The organism is Brachyspira pulli (assembly GCF_036997785.1).
Classification (GTDB): Bacteria; Spirochaetota; Brachyspiria; order Brachyspirales; family Brachyspiraceae; genus Brachyspira; species Brachyspira pulli.
Window position 1 is genome coordinate 1 of sequence record NZ_JAWLQI010000086.1, and the last position, 11,014, is coordinate 11,014.

Sequence of the window (11,014 nt, forward strand, 5' to 3'; positions counted from 1 at the left end):
GTTTGTCAATTTGTTTATTGTTCTTTTTCCCGCCGCAAAAAGAACCAAAAAGTGCAAGTGTAAAATTAGTACTAAATAGTCTTACCTGTAAGATAAATTATTAATTTAAGCTAAAATATAGCCGGACTGTGCATGCTTCTTTGTGGCAATCCCATAGGTACTTCATACGGTCGTAAAATAGGTGTGGTATGTGGTAAAGCCTCAGATATCAAAACAAAAATATAAATTTATTTTTAATAAAATATAGTTGTATATATTTTATTTGTTTAGTTAAACAATAAAGTAGTATTTTTTATAATTTTTAAGTTTAGTCAAAAATTATCTTTAATTACCCTAAAGCCACATCTAAAACCATCATTATAGCGAAACCAAATATGAAACCGAATACACCAAAATGATTGTGTTCTTCGGCAACAGCCTCAGGTACAAGTTCTTCTATTACAAGATAAATCATAGCACCTGCAGAAAATGATAATGCTATAGGTAGGATTACGGTAAGTTTAGTAACAGCTAACGCACCAATAACTGCCGCAATAGGCTCTACTATGCCAGATACTGCACCAAATAGGAAGGATTTTAATTTTGACATACCAGTAGTTTTTAAAGGTAATGAAACAGCAGCACCTTCAGGAAAATTTTGAAGACCTATACCAAACGCTAAAGCTAATGCCGCATTAAATGTTACTCCGCTGTCGCCAATAGAAAAAGCTCCGAATGTTACACCAACCGCTAAACCCTCTGGTATATTATGCAATGTTATAGCTAAAAATAATAATATGCTTTTTGAAAGTTGTACATTGGCTCCTTCTTTTTCTTCATTCCCATTTACTATATGCATGTGAGGCATTACTTTGTCCAATATCCATATAAATATTGCACCAGATAAAAATCCTATTGTAGGTATTACCCAATTTGGAAGATTAGTATTCTCTGATAACTCTATTGATGGAGCAAGTAAAGACCAAAAACTAGCAGCTGTCATTACTCCTGCAGCAAATCCATACATAGACGCTAATAGTTTTGGTTTTATCTCTGATAGGAAGAAAAATACAAGTGCAGAACCTAATGCAGTAAAAGCAAATGTAATACTTCCTCCAAATAGTGCCAATGAAACTGGTGATGCATTTTCTATCATTTTTAATACCTTTTATTAAATATAGTTAATTAATTCTTATTAGTAATTATTATTAATAACAAGATTTGTATTATTTTGTAAAATAAATTCTATTAATATGTAGATTAATTTTTTATTTTAGTTTATATTATTAGGCGAAATTATTTTAATATTTTTGAATAGGAGTATTACTATGAATTCTTATAATGAAGATAAATATTTTGATAAAGATTGTATATTTTGTAAAATTATAAAAGGAGAAATACCTTCAAACTTTATAAAAGAAAATGAATATTGTGTAGTATTTGCTGATTTAAATCCAAAAGCTAAAGTGCATTTACTTGTAGTTCCAAAACCTCATGTAAAAAACATAATGGAAATAGATGAATTTTTAATGAATAAAGTTTTAGAAACTATTAAAGAAGTTGCTAAAGAACAGAATTTAGAGTCTTTCAGAGTTATAAATAATTGCGGAGCTGGTGCTGGACAAAGCGTATTCCATGTACATTTCCATATACTTTCAGGTGATAATTTAGAAGAATAATAAAAAATCGGAGTTAACATAATGATAGATAGTCATTGTCATCTTACATACATATCTAAAAAAAGCAAAGAATTAGAAGAAGTTTTGGACAGAGCTAATAAAGCAGGAATATTTTATTTTGTTGATATAGGCGTTCACCCTAGTGATATAGATGAACGTATGTTTATATTGTCTGATGCTGAAGGAGTATTTTTTAGTATAGGATATTATCCTGATTATGCCAATGAAAATGATGAAGATACTTTAAAAGCATTTGAATTGAAAATAAATAATTTAAATAAAAAGACAATAAAAAATAAAAATAAATCTATATATGCAGTTGGAGAAATAGGACTTGATTATTATCATGATGATTCCAACAAGAATGAACAGCGTGAATTTTTCAGTGCTTTATGTGAAGTTGCTAAAAATGTAGATTTGCCAATATTGATACATAGCAGAGATGCTTTCAAAGATACTTTTAAAGTTTTGAAAGATACTGATATACCTAAAAGAGGAATATTTCATTGTTTCAGTGGAAATGTTGAAGATGCGAAAAATGCTTTGGATTTAGGATATATACTTTCTTTTTCTGGTTCTTCTACTTATATGAAGAATGATTTTATAAGAGAAGCAGCAAAATATGTACCTAAAGATATGTTCACAATAGAAACAGATGCACCATATTTGACACCTCAAAAAGTAAGAGGCAGAGCAAATGAACCTTCATTTATACCTTATACTGTAGAAGTTCTTGCAGAGGCTAGGGGAGAGAGTTCAGAAGATATTATGAGAAGTGCATTAGAGAATGCAGTTAGAGTTTTAGAATTACCTATTGATTTGAATAGAATTTAATATTTTTTATTATTGCTAATAAAAATTGTTCGCCATAAGTCTCTGTCAAATAAATTTGCCAGAGGCTCACAATTTTTATAAATAGCTATATAATATTTTAAATTAAAATTTTATGCAAAATAAAAACCCTTATAAAAGAAATTTTATAAGGGCTTTTTTTAATTTATTCGTATAAATATTATAGAGATTTAACAGCTTCTTTTAATTTGTTTAAATCATCAGCATTAGGGTGTCCCATAGCATTTCCATGATTAGCTAATTTACCTTGAATAACTTTTTTCTCATCTTCAGTAGCAGCTTTTTCAAGCATATTTTCTAAATTTTTCTTTTGTCCTTCTATCCATTGTCCTTGGCAAGCATAAGTACCGACTAAAGTATTTGAAGAATCTAAGAAAGTTTTAGCAGGATTAAGCATTTTATCATAGTATTCTTGATTATCGCCGTATCCAACAGTCATGAATAGGAATACTTTTTTGTTTTTTAAAGTTTGCATGAATTTTCCAGCAGCTTCATCGCAAGTTCCTTTATAACTTCCAGCACCAACAAATAATAAATCAGATTCATTAACTTTATTATTATCAACAGCATCAGCTTTTACACACTGTAAGCATTCTCCATTAGCAGCTTCTTTTATAGCTAAAGCTAATTTTTCAGTGTTTCCGCTTTTGCTTGTATAAACTATAGAATATTTCATATAAATTTCTCCTTTGTTAGAATAATCTTATTATATCATTAAAAATAATTTTTTGCAATATACTACATAATGGTATAAAATATGATTGTATTTTTAAATACTTGATTTTATAAATAAATATGGTATAATATGTAGATTGTGAAGTATAATTAATGATATTATTTATTTACTATAGTAAATCAAGGAGAGCACAAATGGAAGTTATCTTAAAAAAAGATTTTATATCATTAGGTTACGAAGGTGATATATGTAAAGTTAAAGACGGCTATGCAAGAAATTACCTTATTCCAAGAAATATAGCAGTTATCAAAAATGCTGCTAATTTAAGAACTTTAGCTCAAATGCAAAAAAGCTTAGAGAAGAAAAGAGCTAAAAGAAAAATGGAAGCAGAAATATTAAAAGGTAAAATGGTTGACATAAGTATCGTTATACCTATGAAAGTTGCTGAAAATGGTAAATTATACGGTTCAGTTAGCCAACAAACTATAGTTGATGCTTTAAAAGAAAAAGAAATTGATATCAATAAACGTGATGTTCATATGGAAAAACACATCAAAGAACTTGGTGAGTTTGAAGTAGAAATCAAATTATATCACAGTGTTAATGCTAGTATTAAAATTAAAGTTGTTAATATAGACGATAAAGAAGCTGCAGAAGAAGTAAAAGAAAATAATGCTGCAGAAACAACTACAACAGAAGCTTAATTATAACAACTTAATATCCAAGTTAATAGGCATAATATTTAATGAATAATACACCCTGCTCAATAGAGGCTGAAGAGTCTCTATTGGGTGCCATGCTGCAAAATTCCCAAGCCATATCTGTTGCTATATCTAAAATAAAATCTACTGATTTCTACAGTGAAAGAAATCGTATGCTTTATGAAAGCATAATAGAGATGTATAATAGAGGTATAGCTGTAAATGCAGAAACTACTTTAAGATATCTTAAAGAGAATGGGTTATTTGAAAAAATTATTCAAAATGATGAAGCATATTTAATGCGTATCATAGATGGTACGCCTTTTCATCAAAACGCCAAATATTATGCAGAAATTATCGCAGAAAAATCTTTACTTAGAGATTTAATAACTGCTACTCAAGATATTCAAAAATCCGCTTATGAAGCAAAAGATGCTGAAACTAAAGAAATAGCTGATTTTGCAGAAAGAAAAATATTTGAAGTTACCCAAAGAAGATTAGATAATAATTTTATACATATACGTGATTTACTTTATGAAGTTTTAACTACTATAGAGAGTAGAAAAAAACATAAAGGTACAGTTACAGGAGTTCCTTCAGGTTTTATAGGACTTGATAAAATTACTCATGGTTTTCAGCCATCAGATTTAATTATATTAGCAGCAAGACCATCTGTAGGTAAAACAAGTTTTGCACTTAATATAGTTGAACATGTAATGACAAATATTGAAACTACAAATTTTGGTGTAGGATTCTTTTCTCTTGAGATGAGTAAATTACAGCTTGCAGAAAGATTAATCTCAAGTAAAGCTAGAATAAGTTTGTCTAAAATTAGGTCTGGTGATTTGGAAAAACCAGAATGGGGAAAACTTGGTCAGGCTTTCAGCAGTATATCACAATCTAATCTTGTAATAGAAGATTCCAGCCAATTAACCATAATGGAAATACGCGGTATAGCTAGGCAAATGAAATACGAATTTCTTAATAGAGGTAAAACTTCAGGAAAGGAAGTAGATTTAAAACTTATTGTTGTTGATTATTTGCAGTTGATTCATTCAGGTGCCCAAGCAAGAAGAAATGGTACTAGAGAACAAGAAATAGCAGATATATCAAGAGGATTAAAGGCTTTAGCTAAAGAACTTAATGTTCCAGTTATAGCATTGGCACAGTTATCAAGGGCTGTTGAACAAAGACAGGATAAACCTAGACTTTCAGACCTTAGGGAGTCTGGTTCTATAGAACAAGATGCTGATATAGTAATGTTTTTGCATAGACAAAAGTCCAATAAAGAGGGAAAGGAAGATGAAGTTATAGATGAAAAGACTAATCAAGTAGAAGTAATACTTGCAAAACATAGGAATGGTGCTATACATGATGGATTGCCTCTCCATTTTATAGCAGATCAAACTAGATTTGAAAATATTTATAATAATAATGGGGCTTGAGTTTAGAGGTTTTTTATGGAATTATTTGATGTTAAGTTTGAATTAAGAAAGGGAATAAAAAATAAAGTAACCTATTTTCTTGCAACTTTAGGTGATTTTGCTACACTATTCTTGGAAGTATTTAAATATACATTTAGACCTACTTTTTCTTTCAAATTATTGAGAGAACAGATGGTTAGAATGGGTGTTGATTCTTTTGTAGTTGCTGCTGTTACTGTACTTTGTACTGGTATGGTTATGTCTTTACAAATAGCTGTTGTATTAGATAGTGTATTGAAAGGTATATCTCAGTTTGTAGGTTCTATGGTTGGTAAAGCTATGGTAAAAGAGTTATCTCCTATGCTTCTTGCTTTGATATTTGCAGGAAGGGTTGGAAGTTCTGTTACTGCTGAAATAGGTACTATGCAGGTAAGTGAACAGTTAGATGCTTTAAAAACTTTATATACCAATCCAATAGAATATGTTGCTGTTCCTCGTTTTTGGGCAGCTGTTATATCTTTGCCTATGCTTACAGTTTCTGCAGACGTTATAGGGGTTTTAGGAGGTGCTATTGTTACAGTTTTCGTTTTGCATAGCGATCCTGTACATTATTTTAATAGTGCTATTTCCGTTATAACATTGGGGGACTTTATAGGAAGTTTGATAAAGTCTACTATATTTGGTGCTGAAGTTATGCTTATATCTTGTTTCTATGGATTTAAAACTTCCGGAGGTGCTGAGGGTGTTGGTAAAGCAACTACTACAAGCGTTGTATATAGTTTTATGATAATACTTGTTACTGACTATTTATTAGTTTCTATACTTGGTTTATTTGGAATGTAATTAAATATTTTTTATATAAAAAATGGGTAAGCTTATAAATTAAGTTTACCCATTTTATTTGCATTAATGATAAATTATATTTTAGGATAATATTCTTTTAATGCTTCTCTTGCAACTTCTCTGTCATCAAAATGTATAGTTTTATCTGGGAATATTTGATAATTCTCATGTCCTTTTCCAGCTATTATAACTATATCATTTACTCCTGCTTCTCTTATAGCTTCAAATATAGCTTCTTTTCTATCAATTATTTTTTTGTAATTATTATTTTTGAAACCAGCTTCTATATCAGACATTATTTGATTGATATCTTCTGTTCTTTGATTATCAGTGGTAAGTATTGAAATATTTGAGTATTTTTCTGCAATGGATGCCATAATAGGACGTTTTTTTCTATCTCTGTCACCGCCGCATCCAAATACAACTATTACTTTATTCGGATTTAATTTTCTAGCTTCTATAAGTATATTTTCTAAACTATCAGGTGTATGTGAATAATCAACAGCCACTATAAATGGGTGTTTTTCTTTTGTTACTATTTCAAATCTTCCAGATACTTGCACTTCTCTCATAGCTTTTATTGATTCTTCTATATCTAATTTATATTCACAAACATAAGCTAAAACAGATAATGAATTTAATATATTAAATTGTCCAAGCATTGATAGTTTAACTTTTGATATAAATTTACCTTTTGCATAGAATTCAAATTCTGTAGATTTTGATGTTAAAGAAATTATTTTTCCATAATAATCAGCTTTTTCATTAAGTCCGTAAGTTACCATTTTTAAATCTAATTTTGTTATATAATTAGATATTTCTTTGAAGTTATCAGTATCTATATTTATAATTGCTAATTTTTTCTTTTTGCTGCTTTCTTTTAATAATGTAAACAATTTTAGTTTTGCTTTTAAATAAGTTTTCATATCACCATGATAATCAAGATGATCTTCTGTTATGTTAGTAAAAATTGCAGTATCATAATTTATATAATCGCATCTATTCATATCTAATGCTTGAGATGATGATTCCATTACAATATGAGAAACATTTTCCTTTAATGATTCATCAAATATGCTTTCTAAATCAATAGATTCAGGAGTTGTTAAATTAGTTTTAATTTCAGTATCTCCTATCATATTTTTTATAGTACCGATTAAAGTAGTTTTGTTTTTATTTGCTTCTAATACTGATTTTAATAGGTATGTTGTGGTTGTTTTTCCATTAGTTCCAGTTATTCCTATTGTATTGATTTTTTTAGTAGGTTCATCATAAAATTTTGCAGAAACATAAGCTAAACATTCTCTAGGATTTTTTGCTGCTACAAAATATACATTCTCATATTTATCCTGCAATCCTTTTATAAAATCTTTATCTGCGGTATTATCATATATTATAATGCTTGCTTTATTTTGAATAGCACTTTCTATATATTTATGGCCATCATCTTTCAAACCTTTTATGGCTACAAATAAATAATTCTCTTTTATTAATTTTGAATTATATGCTATTCCATTAATTTCTGTATTTAAACATTCTTTTGTTAATTGTTTTTCTTTTGATACTTTATAGTCTTTTATTAGTTCTTTAAAAAGTTTCATGATTTTTATCCCATTTAATTTTTATTATAAATAATAAAACTATCGTTTAAATTTTATAGTAAAATATTATATATCATTATTATATAAATAAATAGCTTGATTTTTAAGCCTAAAAGATATATAACTATAGTATAGTAAAACATTTATCGATGGAAGTAAATTATGAATATATTTATGGTAGCAAGTGAAGCCTATCCATTTTCTAAAACAGGTGGGCTAGGTGATATTGCAGGAAGTTTGCCTTTAGCATTGGATTCTATTGAAATGGGTTCTTCTAAAATCAATGCTTCTTTAGTTGTTCCATTATATAAACAAAATTATAATCTTATAACAGATGATGATGTATTTGCTGAGGGTAAAATTGAGATTGATAAAAAGACCATTAAAGTAGAGTATGCAAAAATTAAATATCCTGATAATGACAATATTACAGTGTATTTTGTAAAGCAGGATAAATTGTTTAAAAGAGATGGTCTTTATTCTGAGAATGGTATTGATTATGAGGATAATGCTGAAAGATTTATAGTTTTTTCTAAAGCAGTTGTACAATTGATAATGTATTTGTATGATGAAGAAGATTTCAAATTGGATATAGTACATATACATGATTGGCAAACAGCTTTAGTAGCACTTTATGTAAAAGAAGTATTTAATAATGAAGAATCATTAAAAGATTTGAAAGTAATGTTTACCATTCACAATTTAGCATATCAAGGAAATTTTTCAGTTGATATTTATACACTTCTTAATGTATCTTGGAAATTTTTTGTTAATAGCAGATTAGAATTTTACGGACATGTTAGTTTTATAAAAGCAGGAATTGTGCTTTCTGATATAGTTACAACTGTTAGTCCTTCTTATGCAAAAGAGATACAGGGAGAAGAATTCGGATGCGGAATGAATGTTTTGCTTTCCGATATATCAGATAAATTGTATGGCGTTCTTAATGGGGTTCATGATGATTCTTGGGACCCTAGAACAGATAAATATATAAAAAATAATTATGATGTTAGCAGTATAAAAAATAAAGAATTAATAAGAAATTCATTGTATGAAGAATTTCAATTTGAAAATAAATCATGTCCTCTTGTAACTATGATTTCAAGATTTGATCCTCAAAAAGGACTTGATTTGATATATCAATCTTTCTTTGAGCTTTCAACTTATAATGCTAATTTTATTTTCTTATTCAGTAAAAATAATTTCTTTAAGGATTTTGAAGAAGATTTTATTGACAGAGCAAATAGAGCAAAAAATATAAAGGTATTGTTTACTTTTGACGAATCTTTAGCACATAGATTAACAGCAGGATCAGATATTTATTTAATGCCTAGCAGATTTGAACCTTGCGGACTTAATCAAATATATAGTATGAAGTATGGAAGTATTCCTATTGTACATGCAGTCGGAGGTCTTAAAGATACAGTTATAAATTATAGTACTAATGAAAACGATGCCACAGGTTTTACATTTGATGATTATTGTATAAAGAGTTTTGTTTCTTCTATGGATTTAGCTTTCGATTTATACTATAATAAAAAAGATGTTTGGGAAAAATTAATTGTAAATGCTATGAATAAAGATTATTCACTTCATAAATCAGCTTTAGAGTATGTGGAACTTTATAAAAAGTTATTAAGTAATAAAGAATAATAAAGAAAATTATAATAAAAAATATTAGACATAAGGAGTATGAATTATGCCAAAAGATCCAAGTTTCGATATAGTTTCTGAAGTAGATATGCAGGTTATTGATGACTGTGTAAATGTTGCTACTAAGGAAATAGATAATAGATTTGATTTTAAAGGTCAAAATATTCAAATAGAATTAAATAAGGGAGAAAAGACAATAACTGTAGTTGCTCCTGCAGATTTCGTTCTTAATCAAGTAAAAGATATTTTGTTTCAAAAGTTTATTAAAAGAGGCTTAAATCAAAAATGCTTGAGAGAGAAGAAAAAAGAAAAAGCAGCAGGCGATGCAGTTAGAGAGATTAATGAAATAGTTCATGGTATAGATAAAGATTTAGCTAAACAAATAGTTAAAGATATTAAAGACATGAAATTGAAAGTACAAGCAAGCATACAAGATGAACAAATCAGAGTATCAGGTGCTAAGAAAGATGATTTACAATCTGTTATAACAATGCTTAAAGGAAAAGATTATCCAATACCTTTGCAATTTACAAATTACAGATAATTAATAATTAAAAATGATAAAAATAAAAAGAGGGTCTTATTAAAGAACCCTCTTTTTTTATAGTATATGTGTCATACTCTTAACCTTATAAGTCCAACAACTTTACCTACTATAGAAACACTTTCTTTTATTATAGGCGGATAATCATTGTTTTCAGGAATAAGTTTTACACAATCTTTTTCTCTAAAGAATCTTTTTATAGTTATTTCTTCATTGCCGTTATCATCTATTTTTGCTACTACTATATCGCCATTATCAGCTTCATTGGAAGGGTGAACTATAACCATATCTCCTTCTTTTATATGAGCATTTATCATAGAATCTCCAGTAACTTTCATAAGGAAATTACTTTCATCTTGTGCTATAGATTTTGGAAGCGAATAAGTTTCTTCAACAGTTTCATCAGCCACATCCATTAAAAGACCTGCTTTAACTTCATTTGCAAGTAATGGTATTTTTACCAGATTATGATTACCTTTATTATTAGTGTCTATAGGCACACTACCTCTGGCTCTTTTGCCAGTCTTTTTTACATATCCTTTTTTTTCCAAAGCTGTTAAATGTGTTGTAACTGCAGTAGGAGAAGCGAAATTGAAATGAACCATAATTTCTTTAACAGTTGGAGGATATCCATTTTCATTGGTGAATCTTTGTAAAAAATTAAAAATATCTCTTTGTTTATCTGTTAATTCAGTCATATTTATACCTCTTTATATTTGCATGCAGTATTTGTTATTATACTATACAAAAATATGATGTCAAGGCATATTATGTAAAAAATTATATTTTTATGATTGTTTATGTTAAAAAATAATAAATAAATTTAATTTTTTATTATTGAGAATATAGAAAATAAATTATAATAATAAAGTATGTAAAGTAAGTATAATATATGTATTTTTATTATAAAATTTTAATAAATTCTTGAAAATAATTCATAATAATATAAAATTATGATATGTGCTACTTTTTAGAATTTAATCTATGCTTAGGTGCCAAGCCAAGCCAAGCCAAGCCAAGCCAAGCCAAGACAAGCCAACCCAGACCAACACCAACCCGCAC

At 28.2% G+C, this 11,014-nt stretch carries 11 protein-coding genes; 7 read left to right on the plus strand and 4 right to left on the minus strand.

Annotated features, from left to right (window positions below; genetic code table 11):
• Positions 1-328: 328 nt before the first annotated feature.
• Positions 329-1,135 (minus strand): ZIP family metal transporter, encoded by an 807-nt coding sequence (locus R4K56_RS13675; protein ID WP_335772973.1) that lies wholly within the window; start codon positions 1,133-1,135, stop codon positions 329-331.
• A 172-nt stretch (positions 1,136-1,307) separates the two neighbouring features.
• Between R4K56_RS13675 and R4K56_RS13680 the strand changes: the two genes are divergently transcribed.
• Both R4K56_RS13680 and R4K56_RS13685 read left to right on the plus strand, forming a co-directional pair.
• Positions 1,308-1,658, plus strand: a complete 351-nt coding sequence (locus R4K56_RS13680) for a histidine triad nucleotide-binding protein (protein WP_335758341.1) — start codon at positions 1,308-1,310, stop codon at positions 1,656-1,658.
• Between the two features lie 21 nt (positions 1,659-1,679).
• Positions 1,680-2,492 carry a TatD family hydrolase gene (locus tag R4K56_RS13685; RefSeq protein WP_335772972.1) on the plus strand — a complete coding sequence of 271 codons (813 nt, stop codon included), beginning with the start codon at positions 1,680-1,682 and terminating at the stop codon, positions 2,490-2,492.
• Positions 2,493-2,670: 178 nt separating this feature from the next.
• Here the strand turns inward: R4K56_RS13685 and R4K56_RS13690 are convergent, their stop codons facing one another.
• Positions 2,671-3,186: a flavodoxin family protein gene (locus R4K56_RS13690; RefSeq protein ID WP_335772971.1), complete on the minus strand. Its 516-nt coding sequence runs from the start codon at positions 3,184-3,186 to the stop codon at positions 2,671-2,673.
• Positions 3,187-3,380: 194 nt separating this feature from the next.
• Between R4K56_RS13690 and rplI the strand changes: the two genes are divergently transcribed.
• Genes rplI through R4K56_RS13705 form a run of 3 tightly spaced genes read left to right on the plus strand, consistent with a single transcriptional unit; the run spans position 3,381 to position 6,154 of the window.
• Positions 3,381-3,890 (plus strand): 50S ribosomal protein L9, encoded by a 510-nt coding sequence (gene rplI, locus R4K56_RS13695; RefSeq protein ID WP_335759983.1) that lies wholly within the window; start codon positions 3,381-3,383, stop codon positions 3,888-3,890.
• A gap of 41 nt (positions 3,891-3,931) precedes the next feature.
• A complete protein-coding gene (gene dnaB / locus R4K56_RS13700) occupies positions 3,932-5,332 on the plus strand; it encodes a replicative DNA helicase (RefSeq protein ID WP_335772970.1) in 1,401 nt (466 codons plus the stop codon).
• A gap of 15 nt (positions 5,333-5,347) precedes the next feature.
• A complete protein-coding gene (locus tag R4K56_RS13705; RefSeq protein ID WP_335758337.1) occupies positions 5,348-6,154 on the plus strand; it encodes an MlaE family ABC transporter permease in 807 nt (268 codons plus the stop codon).
• Between the two features lie 74 nt (positions 6,155-6,228).
• Here the strand turns inward: R4K56_RS13705 and R4K56_RS13710 are convergent, their stop codons facing one another.
• Positions 6,229-7,755 carry a UDP-N-acetylmuramoyl-L-alanyl-D-glutamate--2,6-diaminopimelate ligase gene (locus R4K56_RS13710; RefSeq protein ID WP_335772969.1) on the minus strand — a complete coding sequence of 509 codons (1,527 nt, stop codon included), beginning with the start codon at positions 7,753-7,755 and terminating at the stop codon, positions 6,229-6,231.
• A gap of 162 nt (positions 7,756-7,917) precedes the next feature.
• On the opposite strand from R4K56_RS13710, the gene R4K56_RS13715 reads away from it, so the two are divergent.
• Together R4K56_RS13715 and R4K56_RS13720 are read left to right on the plus strand one after the other, a co-directional pair.
• A complete protein-coding gene (locus tag R4K56_RS13715; protein WP_335772968.1) occupies positions 7,918-9,408 on the plus strand; it encodes a glycogen synthase in 1,491 nt (496 codons plus the stop codon).
• A 46-nt stretch (positions 9,409-9,454) separates the two neighbouring features.
• Positions 9,455-9,952, plus strand: a complete 498-nt coding sequence (locus tag R4K56_RS13720; protein ID WP_297299450.1) for a YajQ family cyclic di-GMP-binding protein — start codon at positions 9,455-9,457, stop codon at positions 9,950-9,952.
• A 71-nt stretch (positions 9,953-10,023) separates the two neighbouring features.
• On the opposite strand, the gene lexA is transcribed toward R4K56_RS13720, so the two are convergent.
• Positions 10,024-10,650, minus strand: a complete 627-nt coding sequence (gene lexA / locus R4K56_RS13725; protein WP_335769263.1) for a transcriptional repressor LexA — start codon at positions 10,648-10,650, stop codon at positions 10,024-10,026.
• Between the last annotated feature and the right edge of the window lie 364 nt (positions 10,651-11,014).

Excerpts from the sequence above, each read along its gene's own strand:
- R4K56_RS13685 (WP_335772972.1), top strand. The coding sequence starts at position 1,680 with ATGATAGATAGTCATTGTCATCTTACATACATATCTAAAAAAAGCAAA.
- R4K56_RS13710 (WP_335772969.1), bottom strand. The coding sequence starts at position 7,755 with ATGAAACTTTTTAAAGAACTAATAAAAGACTATAAAGTATCAAAAGAA.
- R4K56_RS13675 (WP_335772973.1), bottom strand. The coding sequence starts at position 1,135 with ATGATAGAAAATGCATCACCAGTTTCATTGGCACTATTTGGAGGAAGT.
- R4K56_RS13720 (WP_297299450.1), top strand. The coding sequence starts at position 9,455 with ATGCCAAAAGATCCAAGTTTCGATATAGTTTCTGAAGTAGATATGCAG.
- R4K56_RS13680 (WP_335758341.1), top strand. The coding sequence starts at position 1,308 with ATGAATTCTTATAATGAAGATAAATATTTTGATAAAGATTGTATATTT.
- rplI (WP_335759983.1), top strand. The coding sequence starts at position 3,381 with ATGGAAGTTATCTTAAAAAAAGATTTTATATCATTAGGTTACGAAGGT.
- dnaB (WP_335772970.1), top strand. The coding sequence starts at position 3,932 with ATGAATAATACACCCTGCTCAATAGAGGCTGAAGAGTCTCTATTGGGT.
- lexA (WP_335769263.1), bottom strand. The coding sequence starts at position 10,650 with ATGACTGAATTAACAGATAAACAAAGAGATATTTTTAATTTTTTACAA.
- R4K56_RS13715 (WP_335772968.1), top strand. The coding sequence starts at position 7,918 with ATGAATATATTTATGGTAGCAAGTGAAGCCTATCCATTTTCTAAAACA.
- R4K56_RS13705 (WP_335758337.1), top strand. The coding sequence starts at position 5,348 with ATGGAATTATTTGATGTTAAGTTTGAATTAAGAAAGGGAATAAAAAAT.
- R4K56_RS13690 (WP_335772971.1), bottom strand. The coding sequence starts at position 3,186 with ATGAAATATTCTATAGTTTATACAAGCAAAAGCGGAAACACTGAAAAA.